The sequence below is a fragment of the Pseudomonas sp. EggHat1 genome (assembly GCF_014892995.1).
GTDB lineage: Bacteria > Pseudomonadota > Gammaproteobacteria > Pseudomonadales > Pseudomonadaceae > Aquipseudomonas > Aquipseudomonas chaetocerotis.
In genome coordinates, this window is sequence record NZ_JACKQK010000019.1 from 39,788 (window position 1) to 64,054 (window position 24,267).

General features: G+C 55.5%; 14 protein-coding genes and 3 pseudogenes. 7 read left to right on the forward strand and 10 right to left on the reverse strand.

Annotated features, from left to right (window positions below; translation table 11 throughout):
* Positions 1–72: 72 nt before the first annotated feature.
* The 3 genes from INS93_RS22675 to INS93_RS22685 form a co-directional block, all read right to left on the reverse strand.
* Positions 73–3,321 (reverse strand): hybrid sensor histidine kinase/response regulator, encoded by a 3,249-nt coding sequence (locus INS93_RS22675; RefSeq protein ID WP_192985617.1) that lies wholly within the window; start codon positions 3,319–3,321, stop codon positions 73–75.
* Positions 3,322–3,475: 154 nt separating this feature from the next.
* Positions 3,476–4,648 carry an EAL domain-containing response regulator gene (locus tag INS93_RS22680; RefSeq protein ID WP_192985618.1) on the reverse strand — a complete coding sequence of 391 codons (1,173 nt, stop codon included), beginning with the start codon at positions 4,646–4,648 and terminating at the stop codon, positions 3,476–3,478.
* The gene (locus INS93_RS22685; protein ID WP_226945697.1) at positions 4,627–7,446 is read right to left on the reverse strand and encodes an ATP-binding protein; all 2,820 of its coding nucleotides are present in this window, start codon (positions 7,444–7,446) and stop codon (positions 4,627–4,629) included. Before INS93_RS22685 ends, INS93_RS22680 begins: the two co-directional genes overlap by 22 nt.
* A gap of 96 nt (positions 7,447–7,542) precedes the next feature.
* Here INS93_RS22685 and INS93_RS22690 point away from each other — a divergent pair.
* The 7 genes and pseudogenes from INS93_RS22690 to INS93_RS25185 all read left to right on the forward strand — a co-directional run.
* A pseudogene (locus INS93_RS22690) lies at positions 7,543–7,797 on the forward strand (DDE-type integrase/transposase/recombinase); the annotation flags it as partial.
* A 466-nt stretch (positions 7,798–8,263) separates the two neighbouring features.
* Positions 8,264–8,416, forward strand: a pseudogene (locus tag INS93_RS24760) (HipA N-terminal domain-containing protein); the annotation flags it as partial.
* A 90-nt stretch (positions 8,417–8,506) separates the two neighbouring features.
* A pseudogene (locus INS93_RS22700) lies at positions 8,507–8,960 on the forward strand (TrbI/VirB10 family protein); the annotation flags it as partial.
* The gene (locus tag INS93_RS22705; protein WP_192985620.1) at positions 8,957–9,184 is read left to right on the forward strand and encodes a DUF2274 domain-containing protein; all 228 of its coding nucleotides are present in this window, start codon (positions 8,957–8,959) and stop codon (positions 9,182–9,184) included. The pseudogene INS93_RS22700 and the gene INS93_RS22705, both read left to right, overlap by 4 nt.
* Before the next feature lie 179 nt (positions 9,185–9,363).
* Positions 9,364–10,689, forward strand: a complete 1,326-nt coding sequence (locus INS93_RS22710; protein WP_192985621.1) for a type II toxin-antitoxin system HipA family toxin — start codon at positions 9,364–9,366, stop codon at positions 10,687–10,689.
* Positions 10,690–10,959, forward strand: coding sequence for a helix-turn-helix domain-containing protein (locus INS93_RS22715; protein ID WP_160017776.1), 270 nt, complete (start codon positions 10,690–10,692; stop codon positions 10,957–10,959).
* 257 nt (positions 10,960–11,216) lie between these two features.
* Complete coding sequence (locus INS93_RS25185) at positions 11,217–11,465, forward strand: IS3 family transposase (RefSeq protein WP_192985622.1); 249 nt, start codon at positions 11,217–11,219, stop codon at positions 11,463–11,465.
* 10 nt (positions 11,466–11,475) lie between these two features.
* On the opposite strand, the gene brxL is transcribed toward INS93_RS25185, so the two are convergent.
* From brxL to INS93_RS22755, 7 genes are all read right to left on the reverse strand, one after another.
* On the reverse strand, positions 11,476–13,530 hold the full coding sequence (gene brxL / locus INS93_RS22725; RefSeq protein ID WP_192985623.1) for a protease Lon-related BREX system protein BrxL: 2,055 nt from the start codon (positions 13,528–13,530) through the stop codon (positions 11,476–11,478).
* Positions 13,514–16,135 (reverse strand): BREX-1 system phosphatase PglZ type A, encoded by a 2,622-nt coding sequence (gene pglZ / locus INS93_RS22730; RefSeq protein ID WP_192985624.1) that lies wholly within the window; start codon positions 16,133–16,135, stop codon positions 13,514–13,516. Before pglZ ends, brxL begins: the two co-directional genes overlap by 17 nt.
* A gap of 135 nt (positions 16,136–16,270) precedes the next feature.
* Complete coding sequence (locus INS93_RS22735; protein ID WP_192985625.1) at positions 16,271–17,188, reverse strand: nucleotidyl transferase AbiEii/AbiGii toxin family protein; 918 nt, start codon at positions 17,186–17,188, stop codon at positions 16,271–16,273.
* Positions 17,169–17,576 (reverse strand): S-adenosylhomocysteine hydrolase, encoded by a 408-nt coding sequence (locus INS93_RS22740; RefSeq protein WP_192293230.1) that lies wholly within the window; start codon positions 17,574–17,576, stop codon positions 17,169–17,171. The genes INS93_RS22735 and INS93_RS22740 overlap by 20 nt, the downstream gene beginning before the upstream one ends.
* Before the next feature lie 154 nt (positions 17,577–17,730).
* The gene (locus INS93_RS22745) at positions 17,731–19,965 is read right to left on the reverse strand and encodes a hypothetical protein (RefSeq protein ID WP_192985626.1); all 2,235 of its coding nucleotides are present in this window, start codon (positions 19,963–19,965) and stop codon (positions 17,731–17,733) included.
* Between the two features lie 38 nt (positions 19,966–20,003).
* Positions 20,004–23,636, reverse strand: coding sequence for a BREX-1 system adenine-specific DNA-methyltransferase PglX (pglX, locus tag INS93_RS22750; RefSeq protein ID WP_192985627.1), 3,633 nt, complete (start codon positions 23,634–23,636; stop codon positions 20,004–20,006).
* Complete coding sequence (locus INS93_RS22755) at positions 23,633–24,262, reverse strand: hypothetical protein (RefSeq protein ID WP_192985628.1); 630 nt, start codon at positions 24,260–24,262, stop codon at positions 23,633–23,635. Before INS93_RS22755 ends, pglX begins: the two co-directional genes overlap by 4 nt.
* Between the last annotated feature and the right edge of the window lie 5 nt (positions 24,263–24,267).

The window sequence follows — 24,267 nt, forward strand, 5'->3', positions numbered from 1 at the left end:
TACCACCCTTCAAACTCAATCCACACCTCGTCAAGGGTGCAGCCGTTCTACTTCGCAGTGATGCCAGAAAGACTAGCAGAGTCGTTCCAACGCCGACTCGACGCGGTTCATCAGTGCACCTACCGCCGCGTGAAGCTCAGAACCGGATTGTTCAACCAGCGCGTCCTCCACTTCACCGCATGCGTCACTCAGCGTCTGGGCCTGGACAACCGCCAAGGCGCCACGCAGCCGATGGACCTGCTGGCGCGCCGTTGCCATGTCGTTGCACTGCAAGGCTCGCCAGACCTCCTGAATATCCTCACGCATGGTGCGCACAAACAAGTCACGCATTTTCTCCGAGACTTGTATGACATCACCCTCCTCCTTGTGTGGCTCCATCTGCTCCAGCGGAAATGGCTGGATAACGATGCCGGCGCAGGCCTTCAGCAAGCTGTCGTAGAAGGTACGGAGGTTGATGGGCTTGACCAGCCACGCATTCATGCCGACAGCGATGCACCGCTCACCCTCTTCCTTGAGTGCGTTTGCCGTAACGCCGATGATGGGAATCGTCGAATCGACTCTGCGCAGTTCCTGCGCCAACTCGTAGCCGTTCATGAGCGGCATGTTGACATCCGTGATCAGCACATCGAAAACGCCCGGACGCCAGCTTTGCATGGCATCACGCCCATTACCGGCGAGCGTCACCTGGCACCCCAGTTCCTCGAGTTGTTCGCGCAGCAGCACCTGATTGATTGGATTGTCCTCAGCAACCAGCACGCGCAACCCCAGTTTGCCCAGGCGCTCCTGGTCGAGAACCGGCATTCTCCCACTCGACTCCCCTTGCTGTGCCAGTTGCAGTGCCCGGGCTATTCCGGCCAGCGAATAAAGACTGACACTCCAGCCATGCGCACTGACCTGAGGCTGTACCCCCGCCTCTGGCAGGGCACTGACGCACACGCAGCGCCATTGAGGATCGAACTCATCGCTGCTCAACAGATCGAGGAGCACGCTATCGGCTGGCACGTGCCCAGACGAGGTATCGAGCAACAGGGCCGTGCCCCCCCAATGCTCGATCCAGCTCTGAAGGTTCTGCGCAAGCTCCTTGACCGGCGAACGTATATAGATATCGGTTGCAGCCAGCGTGAAGCGCTCACGCAACGGCTGACTCCGCTTTACCACCGGGAGCGGCAGAGAAAAGGTAAAGCTGCTGCCCAAGCCGATTTCGCTGACCACTCGCAGGCTTCCACCCATCAACTCGCTCAATCGCCAGGAGATCGAAAGACCCAGACCAGTCCCACTGACAGTGTGCTCCTGGCCGTGCGCCTGGTAGAAAGGCTCGAACAGCCGCAGTTGCTGTTCCTGGGAAACCCCGATACCGGTGTCGGTAACTTGCCACTGCAAAGTACCGCTGCCGGGTGCCTCGTCGGGCACGAACTTCAGGCGCAGGACCACACGCCCGACATCAGTGAATTTCAGGGCATTGCTCACCAGGTTGTTGAGAATCTGCCGAATGCGCACCGCATCGCCGCGCACCGTACCGGGTACGTCGCTGTCGATGCAGGCGTAGAGCTTCAATTGCTTGGAATGCGCCAGCGCGGCATACCCGGAAACGACTTCCTCAGCCAACTCCAACGGATTGAGCTCGACATCTTCGATGGCCATCTGACCCGCCTCGATCTTCGAAACGTCGAGGATGTCGCTGATCAGTTGCAGCAGCACCGCAGAGGAGCGCTGCACGGTGTCCAGATAATCGCGCTGCTGCGGCGACAACTCCGTAAGACCCAGGAGTTCGAGCGTACCCAACACGCCGTACAAAGGGGTACGAATCTCATGGCTCATGGTCGCCAGAAATACCGACTTGGCCTCGCTGGCGGCATCCGCCGAGAGCTTGGCTTCAGCCAGGATCTGCTGCGCCTGCTTGTGCGCTGTGATGTCATTGAAAGCGCAGAGCACGGCACTTTCGCCTCGGTAAGGGGCCTGGGTGAAGCTCGCATGCAGGATGCGCCCGGAAATATCCAGCACTGATTCACCACCGAGACACTTGCCACCCTCGTCCAGCGACCAGTCACGACTGAGTCGACTGATGGCTTCGGCGCTGCCCAGCCAGGCATCGGCCAAGTGGTTTTGCATGACCACCTCGCGCGTTTCGGGACGCAACACACATAGCGCCACGGGAGCAGTCTGAATTACGGCGCGACTGAACTCATCACTTTCCACTATTTTCTGGTGCGCCAGACGGGCCGGCGCCACTACTCGTATGGCATACCAGCGAATCGCGACCCAGCCACCGGCCAAACTCCCGAGAATCAGCCCGACAACGCCTAGCAGTTGCCATTTGACGTAGCGAAAGAAGCTCTGATAGCTCAGGAGATATAGACCACTCCAGCCATCGTAGCCATCGTAGCCATCGCCGCCAACCTTGAACACGATACCGTTGCCGAACAGGTTGAGACCGTCATGATAGCCGCCAACCTCGTCAATGGCATTGGTCAGCACCGTGCCATCGGGTGCGATCAGTTCAAGCTGATCGTACAAAGGGCGGTCGAGAATTCGTTCAAAATCGTTGATCAGTTGGATGTCGAGCAGCGTTACCGCGACCGGCTTGATGTTCGGCTTACCCTGCCTCAGGAGCCCAGCTGGCAGATCTGTGCTGATGTAGCCCATCAATTCATGCCCAGACTGATCGGCATTGTGATCGAACGAAACCCAGTGCACACGCCGGTCTAGCTGCTGCTCAGGTGAAGTGCTGAGCAAGGCTCTGATGCGCTCCATGAAAGGCCAGTAGGTCTGAGGGGTGAGGTTCGTACCATCGGCCAACGTACCCAGCGAGGGCACCGCGATGCTCGTCGTCCCCTCCACATCGAGCAGAAAAATCTGCGGAGATGGGTAGGCCGACATGCTCCAGAAGCTGCTGTAGAAATTGGCGAGCTTGACCCCGAAGGAGAAAGTTTCCTGAGTAGCCGCAGACATGGGTATGGCTGGCCGGACCAGGGTGAACGGCATGGCGAAGGAGAATTCACGCCCTTCGTAAACCTCCCTCTCTGGGCCACGGTCGATCAGTTTCGATTGCACCGTAATCACTTCACGACTGGGCGCCTGTGCGCTTTCGTCACTCTGCTGAGCGATGCGCAGGAGAAAGGCCTCATGCTCACGAATGTCGCCCACCAGCCTTCCGAAGTGAAAGTAGAACTTGTCGCGCTCCTGTTCCACGACACGACTCAACGCCCAGTAAGAGACCCCCACCAGCAGTAAAGTCAGCGCCACCACGCCCAAAAGCATGGCATTCAGGCGCAACGAACTATTGGCCAGTTTACGGATCAAGCCGTTGTCATGAGACTGCATAGGGGTACCGGACTGGGATGAGCAAATGACAGCGTCGGGCTATCAGTACCCTTACTCTAGAAGCAGTTGGGGATTAAAGCGATAGACGGCGACACGACTCCCGCCATGGTTGGCAAGGGGCTTGCTGATTACAGACAGAGCTGTGACCAGACGCTCAAAGCATGCGGGAAAACGCGGCCGGAGCCACTGCCTCCGAGATCAGATAGCCCTGCGCAAGATCGCAGTTCAGGCGGCGCAGAAAATCCAGCTCATCGGCATGTTCGACGCCTTCAGCGACAACCTCGAGCCCGAGTTGGTGCCCCAGCTTGATCATGCTTTCCAGTGCGGCCGCCAGGCGTTCATCATCCATACAGCCACCCACCAGGGTGCGATCGATCTTCAATTCGGTGAAGGGTGTGGAAACAAGATTGTAAAGCGAGCTGTACCCCTGGCCGAAGTCGTCCTGCGCCAGACCGAAGCCCATCATTCGTAACCGGCATGTTGCCGCGTAGTAGTCTGCGGCTTGCGCAGTGGTGCTCTCCAGCAACTCGAACACGGTATTGGCAGGAGTGCCGCCGTGCCTGGCAACGAATCCAGCCATTTCGTCAGGCAGATTGCGGTTTTCCAGCAGGTGAGTCGGCAGGTTGACTGCGACTTTCACACGAGCCCCCTGTTGTGCCCACTCACGCTGCGCCTCTATGGCTTGACGGAGAATCTCCCAGAACAATGCTTCGTCCATGTTGGCTGCACTTATCGCGTCCATGAAGCTGGACGGACGCAGAACCCCGTGTTGCGGGTGGAGCCAGCGAACCAGCGCTTCGGCCGCGACGATACGCCCATCCGCGAGCGAGTACTTGGGTTGGAACCAAGCCTTGAATTCGCCTGACGCAAGTGCCTTTTCCAACGAAGACACGCTGGTCAGCGGCGACGAGCTCTTGGTCGAACCCGGAGCCTCGCTACGCTGGCGATGCAGTATCAGCTTGTCCAGAAGACGCCTGACGCCATGAGCCTTCACCGGCTTGGTGATTTGCTCCAGCACCGTTATCCCGTGCGCCCGAGCGGCCAGGCATGCACTGTCCATGAGTTGGGGGGAGACGGAACTCATGATCACCAGTGGTGGCGGCTCTACGTGATTGGCCAGTTGCTGAATGAACTGTACGCCATCGAGGCCGGGCATCATCAGGTCGCTGACCACCAGATCGAAGGACCCCAGCTCCAACTGTCGTAATGCATCGTTGCCATCTTCGGCCACGTGCAGCTCGACAGTGCCTTCTTCGCGAAACAGTTCAAGCAGGTACTCACGCTGAAACGGCTGATCTTCGACGACTAGGATTTGGTGTAGGCGCATGCAGTGGACTCATTTGGTAAACGGCTAAGGCTGTAGCGCAGCGTCTGCAGTTCCAGAGGTTTGAGCAGGAACATGTCCATACCCGCCTCCAGGCAGCGCTCGCTTTCATTATTCATGGCGTTGGCCGACGCCCCAATGATCGGAGTGTTACAGCCCATCTGACGCAAAGTGGAGGCCAACTCGTATCCACTCATGTTGGGCATGTTGACGTCAGTGAGCACGACATCGAAAACGCCCTCCTGCCAGCGACGGAGGGCCCGCTTTCCATCGCTGACCATGTCAACGTCGCAGCCCAGGCTGACGAGTTGATCGCGCAGGATCAGCTGATTGATCGGGTTGTCCTCGACGACCAGCACGCGCAACCCCAGCGCCTCCTCCCGGGACTCATCAATCACACTGTTGGAGGAGACGCCCTGCAGGCCTTGAGCCCTGCCGATGGTCTCGTGGATACCGAGCAGGTTGAAGCGCCCGATGTGCCATTCGTTATTTTCCTGGCGAGGATGGTCACCGCCAAGATCAGACACCACGACCCGTAAACCCTTCCAGCTCGGGAAGGGTTTGCGCTCGGCGGAACTGAAACGCAGCTCCATCAGAATCGCCCGCGCGTCCTCATCGAACGTTTGCTCGGGAGAAAGTATCTGCGCTCTCGCGCCCCAGCGATTTATCCAGCCGCATATCGACTCGGACAGTTCGCGAACCGGAGTGTGAACCCAGACCTGAGTGGCACGCAGCTTGCGCTCGACAGGCTGCTGCGTGACTGGCTGCATCGGCAGTTCGAGGAGGAAGCTGCTACCCAGACCGGTGTCGCTCACCACTCGCAGTTGCCCCTGCATCAGATCGCACAGACGCTTGCAGATCGATAGCCCGAGCCCCGTCCCGCCGGCCATCCGAGCCTGCCCGGAAACCTGATAGAACGGGTCGAAAAGATGCTCCTGCACCTCGCGAGAAATGCCGATACCCGTATCCACGACCTGCCAGTACAGGCGTATCGGTTCAGCCTTCAGGCCTTCTTCCGCCCATACGCGCATGACGATGCGACCGTTATCAGTGAACTTGACCGCATTGCTGAGCAGGTTGTTGAGAATCTGCCGGATACGAACTGCATCGCCGATCATGCGCTCGGGCAATTTGGCATCGCAGCAGGCGTAAAGCTGTACGCCCTTCGCCCGCGCTGCTGCTGCGTAAGCCTGCACCGAGTTGAGTGCCAGCTCCGTAGGGGAAAATTCGGTCAGTTCGAGGCCCAGTTGTCCGGCCTCGATCTTGGACACGTCGAGGACATCGCTGATCAACTGCAGCAACGTCGACGACGAGCGTTCGATGGCCCGCAGATAACCCGCTTGCTGGTGATCCAGCGCGGTTCGGCCGAGCAGCTCGAGCGTACCGAGAACCCCGTACAGGGGGGTACGAATTTCGTGGCTCATGGTCGCCAGAAACAACGTCTTGGCCTCATTGGCAGCATCGGAGAGACGCTTGGCCTCCGCCAGTGCTTCCTCGGTATGCTTGCGGGCGCTGATGTCACTGAAGGCGCAGCACAGCACCTCCTCGTCCTTGTAGCGCGCCGCCGTGTAGCAGAGATAGAGGTGCATGCCGCTGGCCGTCTTGATCTCGATAAAACCGCCATCATCGCCCTGCTCGAAGGTACGCTCGAGCCACTCCAGACTCCACAGCTTGCGCGCTTCGCCTCCACCCAGCCAGGTGTTCGCCAGACGGTTCTCCATCACTACACTGGCATCGCGCCGACGCAGGACGCAGACCGCCATCGGCAGCGTCTGGATCATCACGCGCAAGAAACTTTCGTTCTCGACCAACGCCACCAGACGCTGCTGCGCCGGCTCGATCACACGTTGATTGATACGCCAGTACAACCACCAGACAAACAAGCCACCGATGATCAGCAGCAGCGCACAGATGAACAGTTGCGGCAGAAGCGGCAGCAGAAGCTGGGGCAAATCCACGTAGTAGATCAGCGACCAGTTGGAGCTACCCAGGTGCTTGAGCAGGGCCACATGACTGGGAAACCAGCCTGCTCCGACGAAAGCGAAGTTGTCATGATCCCAGACCTGACGCAAAGCCTCGACCAGGCTGGCAGATACGGAACTCCCGAGAACGATTCGGTGTTGCTGGTCAAGCAGCAGATAATGCCCCGCCGAGGTCGAGTTGAACGCAGCGCTGATGTCCGCCGCGAAGATCTCGGCGCCCAGCCAACCTTTGTTTCCTTCGAGCTCCACACGTGAGAACAGATACTGCCGTGACTGCAAGTCCGCCGGGTCGCTCAACCATCGGACATGCAGCTCTTCCCTCTCGGTTCCGGTCTGAGCGAGAAGCGCCATGACACCCGGCGGCACGGCCGCAGCCTTGGCCGATGGACCGACCAACCGCCAGGCTTTCAGGTGCTCACCGGCATAGGCTACGTAGATCAGGTTCATACGCCGATCCTCGAGTTCCTGCAGGTCTTCGACAGCCAGGGTCAGACGCATGGGAGACGACGAATCACCCAGAACGAAATGCGCCTGCCTGTCTTGAAACCCTCGCGGAATTGGATCAGCGCGCACTGTATAGGCACTGTGCGTGACGTCACGACTGATATGCTCAAGCAACAGTTCGCGGGAATTGATATAGGCCTGTGCTTCATACATGGCCGCATTCATCTGCCTGCGCAGCTGCGAGATTTCATGATTAAAGACGGCCGCAAAGAACATGCCGCAAGCAAAGACAAGGCACACGATTACCGAGCAGGCCAATAGACACAGCAGCTTGCGCGCGGCATTCGGCGTCGAGAGAGAGTCTTCATGGAGCATGGTCAATTGCCTGTAGGTCATCTCACTAGGCTGAGGCAATTGTCTACATCACACTATGAGAAAACTCTGAAAAGCAGTCCGCTCTGCGGTACCGCGACACACGTTTACAAGCAGGCCAAGGTTGAGCGGCCAGATATCCCTGACCGGTTGAACCGCGAGTTCAGCACCGAACGACCCAACCAGGTGTGGTGCGGCGACATCACTTAGATCCGGCCACAAGGCCGACATTACTTGGCGGCAGTGTTGGAGCTGCATACAAGGTGAGCAGTCAGCTGGGTGCTTTCCGCCAAGCCGGATGCAGAGCCAGTGAGCAAGGCACTCGACATGGCGCATGAACAGCGAGGCAGGCCGCTGTCCGCATTCCCATGGCAACTGCCAGCGCTGCCCCCATGCGGATTGATGACTGGAACAGACTTATGACAGCGCAATCCGCTTGGACAGGAAGATCAGGGCAAGCGACCTCCTCCCTGGATCAATCTGGGCCAGCAAAAGCCAATGGCTCATATTTGAACCACTAAAGGATTTATCTGGTGCTCATCGCTACAGCACTTGGTGCCACACGCCAACTCGCTGAACTGTTCAAGCATGAACGACCTGTCTCGCTTGAAGAAATCAAACAAACAGGACGTACCCGGGGACGCCAATGAAATCCATCAACACCATAGAGGTATTGCTCGCCGGCACACCGGTCGGGAGCTGGTGGCCAGTCGACAGGGTATCTACTTTGCCTATCACCCACAGTGGGTAGCGCAAGGCTTCAACCTGTCGCCCCTGAACATGGACTTCACAACCCCAGAAAGCTGCTGATCCAGTCCTTTTCGCAGACCTGCCAGGCGCGCTTGCCGACTCCCTCCCGGACGGATGGGGCATGCTGCTAATGGATCGTTATTTCCTCGCCAATCATGGCATAGACCGTAGACACATTTCCCCGCTCGATCGGCTGGCTTACATGGCAGACAGGGGTATGGGTGCACTGGAATATCGCCCGGTACTCGAGCACGGCACCGGTGAAGATGATATTGACCTGGCCCAGCTCTATAAGGAGTCCCGGCGGTATACGTCGGATCTACCTGGCGACGTTATCGCTACGGTAACTGAACCGGTCTACGACAGCGCCACAGGTGAACACGTGCTGATCCCCCAAGGCGCCCGCCTGCTGGGCCGCTACAACAGCCAGGTGAACTACGGACAAAGCCGCGTGCAGGTGGTGTGGCAGCGGGTGATCTTGCCAGATACCTCATCTTTCCAGCTCGACAACCTGGTCCGTACCGACGCTGCGGGTATGCCGGTCTCGAGGATGGCATCGACTGGCACTGGGATCGGATCGGCGCCGGCGCCGGCGCGGCCATGACAAGTCTTCTGGGTATCGGTGCCGAGTTGGCGGCACCGGCCAACTGCACCGACGGCGACCGCGTCATCATCGCCCTGGCCTGCCGTTACGCGTGATCGTCAACCGCGATCTGGTGCTGCGCCCCTATCAGCCTTTCTCCATCCACCAGAGGAGCCAGCCATGAGCATGACCAAGCTACGCCTCGGCCCGTCGCCGAAAACCGAAAACCTTAAGCTGACCTTCACCTGGCCCGCCATCCTGAAGGCCGACCTCGAGCGATACGCGGCGCTGCACTCGCAGACCTACGGCGAAAAAGTCGACGCCCTGACGCTCATCCCGCACATGCTGGAGGCATTCATGGCGAGGGATCGGGTGTTCCGGAGGGCCAACACGGAATCCACCTCTTGAGATTGGATGCCTTGTCACAAGCCAGCCATCGCGATCAAACATGAAAATCGCCATTGATCAGCCCCGCAAATCGGCACTAAAGCACCCTTTAAGTCTACGCCCGGAGTAATTTGCGGCATTTTATTGCCTTTAGCTGTGACAACCAGTAGCTTTAAAGGCATTAAAGTGCCGGAGCCAATATGCACTCTCTCACCCTGCAACTGTACAGCGGCCATGCCTGGCATGACGCCATGCGCCTCAACTTCGAGCAGCCCGAGGCAGGCCTGACAGGGGTGTGTTCTTTTGGCTATGAACAAACATATTTGCTTGAGACGCTGGAGCACATCGGCAGCCGCCTTGAGCATGCAGTTAGCGCCACAGTGCCATTGGGTTGGGACTCCTATCGGGGTACCGCTGCTCCCGCGTTCCTGCACGACATAGTACCCGCAGGCGCCGCACGCCGTTTCCTACTCCAGCGTTTGGGCGAACAGAAACCCGAGAATCTGGAACTGGACCTATTCCTCCTGAGCCGGTGCGCTCCGGCGCCAGTGGGCAACCTGCGTATCAAGGAGGCGGCATTAGCACTTCAAGGAAGTCCGCTGCTGGGTTTCTCTCGCGAAGATGTAATCAACCGCGACTCGCGCTTCCTGGAATACGCCTACGAGCAAGGTGCGGCTATCGGCGGCGCCACTGGTGCGGGTGGCGAAGCGCCCAAACTGTTGCTGACTGAAGACCGAGAAGGTGCCTTGCACCCAGATGCGGCTCTGCCGGATGTCTATGCGACCTGCCACTGGTTTGTGAAATTTGCGCGAAATCAGGCTAGACAGACCGACCAAGATATCCTGCGTAGCGAGTTCTGCTTCTACAGAGCCATTCAGCAGCTTGGCCTGGATACTGTACCTGCCGAAGGCCTGGCTCTGGAGGAAGGCCGTAAACCTAGCCTGTGGATGCATCGTTTTGACCGCCATCTTAGTGACGCCGGTGTGGAGCGCAGCGCCATGGAGTCCCTTTACTCACTGGCAGGAGTGACAGTGCCGGGCAGTTACCTGCTGCATACCGACGCTCTGAAGCACCTGGCCAGGCTGTGGCAGCAGACGGGACAAGGCGCGCAAGTTGGCGACATGATCTATGAGTATCTACAGCGCGACTTGCTCAACCAGATCCTTGGCAATTCGGACAACCATGGCCGCAATACTTCAATTTTGCGAAACAGCACGGGCCTGAAACTCGCCCCCATCTACGACCTTGCCCACATGGTGATGGATGATGAAGGCATCACTCGCACCACTAAATGGCCTCAACCTATAGAGGTTGCCGGTGAGGTCAACTGGCGCCAAGCCTGCGCAGCACTGGGGCAATTGACCGACGCAGATGTTCTATATGAAAGGCTCAGAGGCGCAGCGCACAACTTCCTCGCCCTTCCCGACCTACTGAGCGATCAGGGGCTACCAAATTCCACCATGAATCATCCGCGTATTGCGCTGCGAAACCTCCAGCAGCGACTCAGCAGATGGGGGCTTGTCTAAGTGGACATCATCGAGCGCAACCGTATTCTGAACGAAATACAGACCCAACTGGCGTCGGGCGAGTTGAGCATCGGCCAGGCTGTGCGCAAGTTGCGGAAAGAAATCACCGGGTTGCAGCAGGCCCGTTTCGCGCAGATGTGCAAACTGTCCCTGCGTGCCCTTCGTCAGCTGGAGCATGACGAGTCAAATCCAACCGTGCAGACCCTGAACAGCGTGTTCAATCCATTTGGGATGCAAGTCGGCATTGTACCGAAGACACGCAATCAATAGAGGCAGCCAGTCGACAGAGTGGTCTGTCCCGGGCTGAGTGGACACTGACTTAAGGTGGATAATGCCCACCGCAAGGAGTATTCATGACCCAGACTAGACGACGTTTTCCCGAATCCTTCAAACGCGAGGCGGTAGACCAGGTGCTTGCCGGTACACCGCTTCGTCATGTCGCTGAGACGCTCGCCATCTTATCGCAGCCCACGAAGTGAAGTTCCGCGCCATCGAGGCGCTGGCCGGTCGCTATCCCGGTAGCGCCGATGTGCCGGCTGCTGCGAGTATTCCGCAGCGGCTTCTATACTTGGCAGCAGCGGCCACCTTCGGCGAGAGAGATAGCGAATCGGCGTCTGAGCAAGGAGGTCCGCACCATCCGCCATGAGGTGAATGGGATCTATGGCCATCGCCGCATCAAGGCCGAATTGGCGGCCATGGGGCATTCGTGTGGTCGACACCGGGTTGCTCGACTGATGCGCGAGGCCGGCCTACGCGGCCAGTTGCGACCTGCTTAGCCGCAGTCATTTAACTCACACCAAGCGCCTTGAACGCAGCATCCACCGGGTCGCTGTAAAAGCTGGTCTGGAATTTGGCGAACAGCTCACCAGGTACGGTTGGGATGTCCGTCACACTGGCCATAGGCAGGAGGATGCGTTTCGCTCCCGCATCGAAAGCCACCTGCATGCATTCAGCCAAGTTTTCTACTGGCACCACATTACCCCCAAGGCTCATGTCGCCAAGTACCACCATCTGCGCTTGCAGTGGCCGCTGCATCAAAGCTGAGCAGTAAGCAACGAAGCCAGCGAGGGTCAATGCTTTGGGAGCGCCCGTGTTGTGAAGTTCAACGGTATGCAGGTGGTAGTCGTGATCGCCTACCTTTGACGCTGCGCTCACCCGATTGATGTTGGCCTTGAAGTAGTCGAATGCGACCTTCAGGGCCTCTTTCGCTGATGAGCTGCTTCCGAGGCCGGACATATTCAGCTTTCCGCTACCAGCAGTGATCTGGGTTTCCAGCCGGTAAAGTCCCAGGTGCCCACTGGCACCGGTCGACACCAGATGCATTGTTCCTGGCTTGCCCTGCCCTTCAGGGATCAGGCCACCACCACCCTGCTCCGGCACGCTGATGAATGTCTCCTCAAGGGTGTCGGCGTCGATGTAAGAGAAGTGCACATCGAAGAACTCCATCCCACCGATTTTCTTCAGCTGCTCCTTCACCCGCCGACGGGTTTCCAATGCGTACTCAAGGCAGCGGCGCACAGCTTCGCGGTCATAGTCGGCGCTTGGATGTAGCAACTTGAGCAAACCGGACACCGTCCGGCGCACGGCGATGGTGTCACGCTGATTGAGGTTGTTACCCAGCTTGAAGAAACGATCGATGGCATCAGCAAAGTTTCGTTTGCGCATCTCGCGCATGAACTCGGCGAGGTAATCGGTGATCAGCCCGTAACGGTTAGTGAAAAATTCAGGGCGCATCTTCGGCACCTCCCAGCCTGGAATGTAGGCATGGAAACGGTCGAAAAACGCAGAGTCGATCATCGCGCTTGGAAACGGTGCCAGGAGGTGGCTGGTCTTGACCAAGGTGTCCACGGGTTGGTTGATGTTGCCGACAAACATCATGCTCGCAGACGCTGAGATGGAATCACGCCCGCGGGCGAAGGAGCCAGAGGCCATGTAGTCCTTCATGATCTGGACGCCGTCCTTGTCCTTGAACGAAATGCCTGCCACCTCATCGAAGGCCACCACATCCCACATCCCGACCAACCCGACTTGCCTGCGCGACATGTTGTAGAAGAGGTTAGCAACAGTGGTCTGCCCGCCGGAAACCAAGATGCTGTTCGGACTGACCTCCTTGTAAATGTGGCTCTTACCTGTACCCCGGGGGCCAAGCTCGCAGCAGTTGAAGTTGTTTTCGACGAAGGCAATCATCCGCGTCAGCAGATGCCATTTCGTGCGGTCATTGAAATGAGCTGGCTCCATGCCCGTTGAGCGCAGCAACACATCAATCCACTCGCTTTCACTGAACGCCTTGCGCGCTTCCAGCAACGCGTCCATATCCATGTTCGGCATCTGGATGGGCTTGAGATCATGCACCGTGAAAGGCGAACCCTTGGCCCCTTCTTCGAAGAAGTAATTCAGGGTCACGATGCACCAGATACCCCCTGCCAGGAGCTTCTCGAACTCCTTGATGAAGCGGCTGGGGATCTCGGCATCTTTGACGCCCAGATTCATGAAAAGCGCCTGGTAGATATCCCGACGCTCGTTCAGGCTGACTGAAACCTTGTCGATGATTTTGAAACTGCCTCGCTCGCGGATCTTCGACTTAACCTTTTCGGCCTCATCGGGGCGAACGTAGTTTTCAGCAAGGATGCGCTTTACGGTTTCCAAGCCATCGGCAATGACCTCCTCATTATCCGAGGCGCAGTACATGCCGAGCAGATACTCAAGCACGTACACCGGCACATTGATGCCTTCCTTCAAACGCTTGGTCAGATCCTTGCGCACCACCTTGCCGGTAAAAAAGCGGTTCAGCAGAGCGTCGAGATCCAGGTCAAGATTGCCGCTATCAGAAGTCAAAGTCATTGCTAATCGCCAGGTTGATACGGACATCAATTCGGAACTGCTCAACGTCGGTTTCGGCGTCTAGCAGCTTAAAGAAGTAGCGTTCACTGGAAGAGAACGGACGATTCAATAGCGTCAGAATGACTTTGCGTTGGCGCTGATCAAGATTCTGCGAGTCGCTATCCAGGGAAACCAACTCCACTGCCGATACAGCCTCCCCCGCATCATCGTAAAGCCCTACACGCAGTACTGCCGGCAGCACCCGCTCGGAGACTGCCTCTGTCTGCAACAGGTTGAACACATAGCGGTTGGTGGTGATGGTGAAGTTGTTACCCAGCACCGTGACCTGTGCTTTGCGCACCGCCGTGTCTTTGGCCTTCTGGCCGCGCACCTGTTGCACCTTGAGCACAGGCACAGCCACTTCCTGCAACGCAGCTCCACCGTGGATAAAGCGTGCGCCGCCGACAAAATGGAAACGGTTCACCCCGCGTGGTGACCAAAACATCATGTCGTCACTGACACCTGCGGTGTCCCTAATGTAGCCAGCATGCACCTGCTCGCTGATGCCCAGGTTTCGACCAATCAGATAGCGCTTCTTCGAGACAACAGCTCCAGAGGGCTTGGTGACCAGCTTGCTCTTGTCTAAGGCCTCAAGCGCTGAATCCTGGAACAGGAAACCGTGATCTGCTGTGACCACCACCCGATGACCGTTCAGGTTATTGATGATGCGACTTACGATGGACTCCAGCTCTTCAATGGCATCGCGGCAAGCACTGAAGGTGCTGCTCTCAGTGCTTGCGGTGTCACCAACGGCATCAATCTTGTTGTGATAGATGTATATAACACGGTAAGGCTTGATCAGCTCTCGCCCATCAGTCTTGTTCATAGTCAGGAAGTCTTCGGCACGCAGGGCCAGACCATTCACGCTGGCTAGAATCTTGTTGCGAGCCTCCAGACCATCGCTGCTCAGTCCATCCACTTGCACCAAGCCAGCATCGGTATAACTCAGCGTCTTGTGGGGCAGCAGGCTGGCCATACCGAGCTTGGTGTAGGACGGCAGTACGCCCAGCTGGCTACTTAGCTTTGCGGCGAACCGATACTTGCCATTGAGGGACTCACTCAGCTCCTGAGCTACCTCGTAGCGCAGCGCATCGCTGATCACCACGAACACCCGGCGATCCTCGCCCCCCTTCAGGTAGCGATCCACCTGGTCGGCATAGAAGTTTTGCTGATTGGGTACATCAGGTAATTGCCACTGTTGCAGCAGGCCGCCATCGACGAAGCTGCCCCACTTCTGTGCCAGTGGTTGCAGGAAGCCGTTCAAGTAGTCCTGCTCAACTCGGGAGGTCAACGGGGACAAGGCATCTGGACTACGTGCGTACACAGCATCAGCGGCTTCGTGATACATCCGGTAGAGCTGATCGAAACGATAAAGCTCACCGGTGTAAGCGCTGTAGCAGGCCTCAGCGGAAGCAAAAGAAAAACCACCGGCGTAACGTAGCTTCAGCTCGAACAGTTCAGATGCTGCAATCAGCGAGCGGTAGTAGGCGTACCACACCGACCGGTTGGCATCCTCGTTATCCGGCCAGCGAGGATTGGCCCAATAGCCATCCATGCGCCGGCTGGCCATATCTCGCAGTTTCTGGCCAACCGTTTCGCTGGTGTTGTTAAGCACAGCGTCGCGCAAACGCTCGGCAATCTGACGCTCAACATCAACAAACGTACTGACGGCCATCAGTGCCTCCAAGGACACCTGAGCCAACAATTCTGTCGGGCGCAAATCTGCCGCCACCCGCTTCGATAAACGATCATATGCACGCTGCCGCAAGGTGCTGTCGCGCCACTGCGACAGGAAGACCGCGACATTGGCAGCGCGTGCGGGATTGAGCTGAAGGGCCTTTAGGTTGGCCGGGGCATGAGTATGCAAGGCATGCCCGATATCAGTAGCAAACAGACGCACCAAGAAATGACGCAGGGAAGGCTCACCATGCTGATAGCCGAAAGCCTGCGACATCAGCTGCCAGAACACCGGCAGCATGTCGAACTTGCAGATCGACTCCCACAGTGGGTTATCTTCCAGCTCCTCAGACTCGGCCAAGGTGGCGAAAATTGCCGTGAGCACTGCAAACATTTCAGCCTGTTCAACCTTGGCCAGTACCGCGAGGATCTTCAGATCCAGCACCGACTCATCGTCATCCGGATTGAGCAATCGTTGGATCTTGGAGACCCGATCTTTGCTGGCGAAGAACGCACTACGCAGCTTCAGGTGCTCGCGCAAACTCTGCTGACGTAGCCCCAACTCCTGCAAGAGCATGGACGTCCGATCTGCGGCGAATGGCGCTGCATACAGACGAATATCCAGCAACCAATCCTGCTCTGGCTCAGGGCGAGCACTGTCTTCGTAAATAAGGAAAAGGCCACTCGGATTCAGCAACTCGACCTGTTGCTTGATCGCCAGGGCCGGCGACACCGACCGACGCAAAACCTGAACATTTTCCAGTACCAGGGTATCCAGAGTCTCACTGAATTCGCCCTGCGGATCCTCCCACCACACCACACGGCTGGATGCGAACTGCTGTTGCAGACCATCGATGATCCTGGCGAGTTGTGCGGATAGCTCAGACATCAATCACCGCCCCCAGCGGTATGGAAAAACTGAAAAGGCACCTCAAGTACCCCTCTGTGGAAAAATGCAAAACAGAACCATGCCGGCACATCAAAGCGTGCCAATCAGAAATTCAGCCTGCTGGCGAAATATACCTTAGGCCTCATCGAAGCTAGGGCGTACCGAGCCGAAGACCAAAGGAATCAGGTGGCGTTCATACTCCTGGCGTATCGCCGGATCATGCTCAGCTTGCGCTAGCGCTACCTGTAGCGTGGCCTTGGTCGCAGCAGCGAACGGCGGAAATTGCTGGCCAAATTCCTCGGCGTCGAACTGCACCAATGCTGGAAAACCTGCGGAGGCCTTAGCCGTGACCTGTGAATCAACACGGCAGATGCAGAACACGTCATAAACATGCCTGACCAGCGTCTTATCCCATTCCTGGTGCATAGCGCCTGCGCGATGCTGGGCATAACGACGCAAAAAAGAGAGCACCTTCTCCGCCAAGGTCTCCTCAACCGCCACACACTCTATTTGCCCCAAGGGCCGGGGGCGTGACGCCAAGCGCTCAACCAGGTAATCCATGGGCTGACGCGTAGTAGCGAACTGCGGCGAGCGAACCGTAAGTTCAAGGCTCAGGTAGGGTCTCAAGCTGGCGTCATGCTGATAGCGGGACTCGTACTGCCATCGCGTAGCAAAATAATGGTTCTGGTTACGAGCAATGCGTTGCTGAGAGTCTTCGACGAACCCCAGGGTCTCCAGCTGCCGCGCCACCTCCACTTTCAGCTGGCTCAGATGCTTTTTGATGGCGGAAGCGCCGCCGATACTCGGCTCATCTAGCACGACCTTGAGATCCACATCCTCAGACATACGCTCGATCAGACCGTATGCCTTAGACAAACTGGTACCGCCGCAGAACACCAGATGGGTCGCGGGATACTCCATGCCCAGCAAGGCGCACAGGGCATCCGTAACGTGGACATCCTTTTCCAGGATGCTGGCAGTCAGCAGGCCGACATCGAGCTCAGCCAATACCGCCTCGATCAGCTCGGCCTGATCAGGCGTGATGGCTTTCATAGGCTACCGTCTGCTTACCGAAGCCCAGCTTGCGGGTGATTCGACGGCGCCCCGTGTCCAGCACAATGCCAGCAGCCAACTGCTGAGATGCGCCCGAGTTGTAATCGCGCACAGCCTGAGAGGGCTTTACCTTGACCCCAAGCTTTTGCAAGACAAGCGGTGCAAGTACCTCAAGAGGTTGAACAGGGATAGGCTTGCCGGACAGCGCGCTGGGCTTAGCCTTGGCGAACACACCAAGCCCCAGCTTGACCAATACGCCTTCAGCAATGAGCTGCCTAATGGCGCGAGAGAGCTGAGCCGGGCTGCCAAAACGCGCGAACTCGGAACGCAAGAACACATCGTCCTTGCGCAACGCAATAGCCCTTTTCAAGCGCTCTTCGGTAACCATCTCGCCCTCCTCACCTTCAACCAAAAACAACCTAACCTATTGACTCAAAAAGGTATTATGGCAAAAGGCATGATCATGAATGGTTACAGTATACGCCGCCAACAGGCCTAGCTCCATGTGCTTAACGCCCCTGAGCAGAGCTCACAGGGGGTGGTTACCAGCTGCTGCGATCCTCCAAATGCTGAACGAGCGCCGACTCTAACTGGGCATCAAGCTCAGCTAAGACACTCAAGACAACTTGACGTCCTTCATCTGAAGCCATTTTGGATGACAACTCAAATCGATCATTAGGATCTGCAAATGCATCGACAGAAGAGCGCACAACAAAGTGTTCGAAATGACCGGAAAGACTCTCACCATCTTGCCGCTCAATATTTTTTGCAAAGAGACCCGACATCATCTTATAGCCTTGCATGGTTTCAGAGGCTAAAACCCGCTCATAGGGGTTTACGGTATCCCGCAGAGTTTTAGTAGCAGAACCCCCATGCAAATCACGGGCATAAGAAACAATCAAAGCATCCAAGACAGGCGCTAACAGATTAACAGTCTGATCTTCGTCATAACCCGCTTCAGAGCGAAGTAGAAAACTCATGGACGCTGTCGCGTAAGACAGCATCACAAAGATGACCGAATCCAACTCAAACACAGATCGTTCTGCTTGGCCATTCAGAGAAAGGCGATCTCTGATTTTCGTAAGAGCTTCTATCGATAGGCTTAGAGTATCGGCGCAGTACTTAGTAATGTGATAGGTTCTAACGTACTCTTTAAATTCATCTGAATTTTGAACAGCGCGATTAACAGATTTCACCTCTTGAGAAAACTCAGCAATGAACTGCTCGCACTCACCAAGAGACCGCGAATAGAATGGCGGCCTTGCCATCCTTGAGACTTGGCCTCCCCGCGCAAAAGCAGCTAATTTCTTAGGCTCTTTAGCTGACAAGTCAGTGCCATTATCTGCTCGCCCATACACACTACCAATATCTTCTTGGCTCAACTCGACATTAGCCTCAGCAGGCAATAAGCCAGCCAATATTTTATCGCGATTATCCAGCATAAACTGAATGAAAACTTGCTCTTTCAGAGCAAAACGCACAAGCCCAGGCAGAAATGCATAAATGAACCCAGCAAGTTTTTCTACATTCGAGTCATCCCTTAAAGCAGCAAGCGATGCCTCGCCTGTTTTCTCCTTAATCATAGGGAGGATTTTTGACTTGTTCTGCTCAATAGCCGTAGAAATGTATGCCAGCAGCTTGTCTTTAGCCTTTGTTTCCGTAGCAGTCATCGGGAGAGAAATATCAGCTTGCGCCGCGCCGTTTTCCGCAGGGTGATTTGCGCTGACTTCTGCTTCCACAATTGTGGCAATGGCCGTGGCTTCATCTTGAGCTATAGAGCGATTAATTCCTTGCCCAGAAAGCCCTGAGTCATCTCGCGGATCCGTCACCCCATCAGTACGCTGGGGCTCGGACTGCAAGACGACGTCAAGGTCAAATGTCAATTCAACTTCACCCTCTCGCACCTGATCACTAACGCTCGGATTCGGCTGACGCTCGCTTGAAGAGTTTTGCAGCTTAAGGTTCTCATCAATCCTATCAAAGAAAAATCCAAGATCTTTTTCAGTAGCTTGTACAAGCTTACCTGAAGCAGCACCATTGATATAAATCGTCCGTTTTTCAATATCAATTGACTCCACCACCTCCCATTCATAGGCACGCAGGGATTCGGTGAATATTTTTATATAAATGCTCTTATCCGTAATCAAGATACCGTCTTTGGCGCTACCAAAGGCTGTATCGTCGACCAGGATTATCACATCCTCCGGGGATAGCCCATTACCGTATGCATTAATGGCGGACTGTAACTTTTTCGCAGGAATATGGGGGCGAACGTAGACCTTGTCGGAAACAACCTTGCGGCCCACGTCATAGAGGAACTCGCCCATACCCGTATTAGCTTTGCCGCTTACGGGTGCATCTGTACGAGATTCGCGGCTCTTTACGGCTGACGCACCACGACGAGAGATCCATTGATTCATTAGCTCGAAAAATTCAGCCAAATCATTTTTATCAGGCTGAACCAGCTTGTAAGCTTCGCGCTCATTAATAAAGAGCCGCCGCCCCTCGCAACTGATGGAGTCGATTGCGTCGTATTCATAAGCACGCGCACTGGAGAAGACCTCGCGTATGACCAATCGATTCTCACAGATCAAAATCCCGTCTTTGCCACTGCCGAAGGCTGTGTCGTCGATCAAAACGACCACCTCCTTCGGCTCAACGCGTACGCTGTAAGCGCCTACAGCATTACTTAACTGTTTGGCGGGGATATGCGGGCGAATATAAATTCGTTCACAGCCGGCAAATTTCTTTTCTTTGAAAAAATCGATTAGTTCCATGTCGTGCTTCCAATGCAAAACTGCGTAGTATTGGTTGATTATTCTTCTTTACCGCCAGTAACTGCCTTGACCTCTGCCAGTAGATTACCGAATTTTCCGTAGTTGACCTTTACGCCATCATCCAGGTCGAGAGTGATGCGTTGGTCGGCGTAGGGGCGCAGGTTCTCGTCGAAGCGACGGAGTTCTTCGAGTTGCTTGGTGAGCTTGTCTTTGCGCTTTTGCAGGGCTTTTTGTTGGGCGCTGCTGGTGGCGCTGTCGATATCGTCGGTGAGCTTATCGATACGGGCTTGCATGCGGCTTTGCAGCGGCACGACGTATTCCATGCGCATGCGCGAGAGCGTGCCCTCGTTATAACGGTGCAGGTAAACCAGGCACTCGAAAGCCTTTTGCTTGCCGCTGGAGAAGAGCCAATAGATTGGGCGCTTCTTGTAGGCTTGCAGGTGGTCTTTGTAGAAGCTGGTGGACAGGTAGCGGCGGATGGCTTCGTCGGCGGACTCACCAGCCTTACGACCTAGGCTATCGGCAAGCCACTCCATATTTTCCACAAGAGTGTCGCCACCCCAGACCACCTTGACGAACTCGCGCACACGTTCGGCGGCATCGTCTTCGAACCAAGGCTCGTCGGTGACAGGAATAATGCCATCACCATCAGCCGGAAATTCGGTATAACGCGAGTGGTCAAAATCGCACCCTCCGCTATGCGCATAGATTAGACCTGGCTCATCGAGGCTATAACGCCCCATAACACACCCAACAGCATAAGATATCAGTCGCTGCATGTCTTGCTCGCGATTAGCTCTAGCGAGAGTAATCTGACTCTCGGGCACTAATGGTGAAATCTCACCCCGCAAGCCAAAAGCCTTAATAAAAATAGAATTGTTTGATTCTTCGATTTCTTTCAATCGCATCAAATTGTTTACACCGCTCTGAGACCATGCCCGCCATGAATTCGCGAGCACCCCATCAGAAAATTTAATATCCCAATCAAAAGCCACGCCGCGAAAGTTCCAAGACAGCTCAAACGCATCCCAATCCTTCCTCGAAATTTCAATCGCCTCTCGCACAGCCTCCACTGGAATCAAACCCAATCCTTCAGGAATTGGTATTTTCGCAATATCTCCACTTGTAAAACTCAAAGAAGCATTCAACAAAGACAAAAAATAATTTGCCGAATTACTACAAAGCAAAGCAAGCAAAGGCAATATTACCCCAGCATTATCAGGAAAGGCTGACCGCCCCGTATCATCAAAAACAAACCCAACCTCCTTATATCTAGCCGCAAAAACACCTGTACTCAACTTAGTCCAAGTTATTCCTTCCCTAAAGAAATAATTGGTATTTTGGGGACGCGACTTAATTTTCCCATCCTCGCCGCGAAAATTCCTGATGCGATAGCCATCAGATTCCCAATCCACAACTATCTCATGATTACCATACCATTTTCGAAAGGAGCCACCACTATTGCATGGAAACCACTTGTATTTACTAGCACCAGCACTATCAACTGAAGCTAATCCAAAACCTATTTTTTCCTTGGACACTTCATGCCAGTACCTTTGGAATACAGTATTATCACCCGTTGCCAACCCAGCCCTTGGTGACGCAACCTCACTCAAAGAGCAGGATTTAGCAAATAACTCTTGCACATTTTCACTTGCCCAATAAGCGAGCGGAGCCCCGCCAATCAATTGGAATCCTTCTTGATGCCGCAAGAACAATATCGACGCGTCACGCTCTAAAAAAATCTTACTCTTATCAGCCGACTGATCTTCACAATTCAAGTTTATATATGACCCGCAATAACCATCAACCTTCGAGGCACCGTGAACAAATGCACATGCCTGAGCAATTTTTGAGTTCATCTCGGGAAAACTATTATAGCCAATATGCACAAGAGAGCTAAACAGACGCCCCTTCAGCATCTTAATCCTCATCTCTTCGAATGAGGAGAGAAACATCCAAGCTTGCATCGTAACCATGCTAATGAAGCCGCTCAGCTTACACCACATGTACCCTCTCTCAATAAACATGGCAAACAGGTCAGCCTTACCACATGGAAAGTAATCTCTCCCAAAACTTTTGAGCAATTGATTCATACCTTTCCCCCCCATATATGGAGGGTTAGCCACAACTACATCGTAGGACAATGCCAGCAAACTAGCTGGTATTGCGAACTGCGCGATCACCTGACAGGCATAACTTCGCGACAAGTCATCACCCTTACTTTGTACTGTGGCAAGTAGTTCGACTATTTTCCCCAGCTTAGCCTTGAGGGTATCCGGTACGCTGATCAGCGAACCAAAGGTCTTTCCATGCTCAAACAACTGAATCAGCTGGCGCAGGTCAAGAACAGTCAGCCCTGAACTGTGCTGAGTTTCCAACTGTCCACCACCAAACAGCTGCCCTGAGTGGAAAGCATCCCCTCCCTCGATCTGGATAGCTGCATTAAGAATGACTCGTGCAATCTCCTCATCCGGCAAACCTGCGCTTTGCTGAATGGCCATTACATTGAGGTGTGGCGGGTTCCCCTCCTCTTCGAAAAGCCGGCGATCATCCTCGCGCGCCTTCATCAACAAGGCGAAGCCAGCCAGCTGAGCCGCACGGTCATCGATATCCAGACCATAAAGATTCTTTTGCAGGATCAGCCGAGGGATCTCGCGCAGGCGATAGCCCCGCTCCTCATAGATGGCACGGAGCAGGTTGTAGGCTTCTACCAGGATATGCCCAGAGCCGCACGCAGGATCGAGCACGGTCAGCGACTCCGGATTTAGCGTGCCGCCATCCTCATCCATCCGTACCTTGATCAAGGCATCGAGCTGGGCCTGAACTTCCGGCGTTTGCTCGGCGGGCTCGATGTAGTACGGCATTTTTTCTTTCAAGTTGGAGTGTGGGTTGGCCATCTGCCAGAGACGACCGAGGCTGTTCTGCACCAGGTACTGAACAATCCAGTTTGGGGTGAACAGTTGAGTGGCAGCGGGAATATCCTCGCTCTTGACCACCTTGCCGATCACTTCGTCCTTCTTGCCGCTGATATAGAACTGATAGAGCCAGCCGATGACCTCTACCTCTTCCCAGTCGCCCTCATCGATATCGCTGACCAGGCGGGCAATGAGCGAATCCGTACGCAGGAGGTTGTCCGGTAGCAGCAGCTCGGTCGCATCGTCCAACGCCTCGAATAGGAAAGGCATATTGCGGTACAGCTCGTGACACTGGGCAAGCAGAATCTCGCGGTAGAGCGCTTCATCCTGATTACCTGCGGTTTTCAGGCGGATAACCTCTTCCTTGTCCAAGCCTGGCAGATCGAGGTGATGAGCGTGTTCGAGGATCTCCGGCAGCGCCCCCTCAGGATGGCTAAGCACCCGGTAACCATGACTCAGGTAGCCCTTTAGCTCCATAAAGCGAATAGCCACAAAGCGGTTAAACCAGGTGTAGGCCAAGGCCTCAACCACAGCAGCAAAACCTTGCTGCTGAATACGTCGGGCCAGCTCGGAGCGCTGCTTGGCAACGCTGGCCGGAAAAGGCTGCCCCCCAATCAGCAATACGTCGCCCGTTTGTTCGACACTGACCGGCAATGTCGGATCAAGCCCGAGACGACGAGCACGTAGGGTGACGGCCTCGATAAAATCGAGACGGGCCTGAGGGGCGTATTTTTTGAGTGCGGAGCGGTTCATGCCTGTTCCTTACGGGGCGACCTGACCTTGCGCGACTTCAGCGCACGGCCATACATCATGAGGTATTTATCGAATTCACTATCAGAGCGTTGGTACCGTTCACTCGCCTCCTTGAGGAAGAGCTTGAGCTGGACAATATCGCACCAGTTGGATGGCTTTTTCTTAGCAGACGGGGTTTGCCGTAAATGATTCATCGCACGGAAATTGTGCTGATCGATGATCGGCACCTGTAGGGGATGGATCAGGTGGGTCAGGTAGGCGCTGGTGATATAACGCAGCCGACCCAAGCGCTTATCCCACCATTGAAACGTGGCCTCAGGGGTGAACTGAGCACCGGCAGACAACGCCCAGCGTCGGAAGGACGGCCACAGGCTCTCGATCTCGCTGATCAAGAGCTTCTGCTTTGAGGGGAAGTTGTCCTTTCCCCAATGCCCCCATTTCCACAGCAGCGCCGCAGATAGATCCACCTTCTCTGCTAACGCAGAGAAGGTCTTCTTGAAGCCCTCATACTCGTGCGCCGGGTACTTCTGGTAACTGTATAGCACCAGGTGGGTGGTATAGGTTGCCTTCACCTCGTTCAGCACTCGCTGCCACTCGACTGCCTTAATCGGCTCTTCCATGCTCACAGCAT

What these genes read in the sequence shown, in the direction of transcription:
- INS93_RS22675 (WP_192985617.1), bottom strand. Translation starts at nt 3,321, where the DNA reads ATGCAGTCTCATGACAACGGCTTGATCCGTAAACTGGCCAATAGTTCG.
- INS93_RS22680 (WP_192985618.1), bottom strand. Translation starts at nt 4,648, where the DNA reads ATGCGCCTACACCAAATCCTAGTCGTCGAAGATCAGCCGTTTCAGCGT.
- INS93_RS22685 (WP_226945697.1), bottom strand. Translation starts at nt 7,446, where the DNA reads ATGCTCCATGAAGACTCTCTCTCGACGCCGAATGCCGCGCGCAAGCTG.
- INS93_RS22705 (WP_192985620.1), top strand. Translation starts at nt 8,957, where the DNA reads ATGAGCATGACCAAGCTACGCCTCGGCCCGTCGCCGAAAACCGAAAAC.
- INS93_RS22710 (WP_192985621.1), top strand. Translation starts at nt 9,364, where the DNA reads ATGCACTCTCTCACCCTGCAACTGTACAGCGGCCATGCCTGGCATGAC.
- INS93_RS25185 (WP_192985622.1), top strand. Translation starts at nt 11,217, where the DNA reads ATGTGCCGGCTGCTGCGAGTATTCCGCAGCGGCTTCTATACTTGGCAG.
- brxL (WP_192985623.1), bottom strand. Translation starts at nt 13,530, where the DNA reads ATGACTTTGACTTCTGATAGCGGCAATCTTGACCTGGATCTCGACGCT.
- pglZ (WP_192985624.1), bottom strand. Translation starts at nt 16,135, where the DNA reads ATGTCTGAGCTATCCGCACAACTCGCCAGGATCATCGATGGTCTGCAA.
- INS93_RS22735 (WP_192985625.1), bottom strand. Translation starts at nt 17,188, where the DNA reads ATGAAAGCCATCACGCCTGATCAGGCCGAGCTGATCGAGGCGGTATTG.
- INS93_RS22740 (WP_192293230.1), bottom strand. Translation starts at nt 17,576, where the DNA reads ATGGTTACCGAAGAGCGCTTGAAAAGGGCTATTGCGTTGCGCAAGGAC.
- INS93_RS22745 (WP_192985626.1), bottom strand. Translation starts at nt 19,965, where the DNA reads ATGGAACTAATCGATTTTTTCAAAGAAAAGAAATTTGCCGGCTGTGAA.
- pglX (WP_192985627.1), bottom strand. Translation starts at nt 23,636, where the DNA reads ATGAACCGCTCCGCACTCAAAAAATACGCCCCTCAGGCCCGTCTCGAT.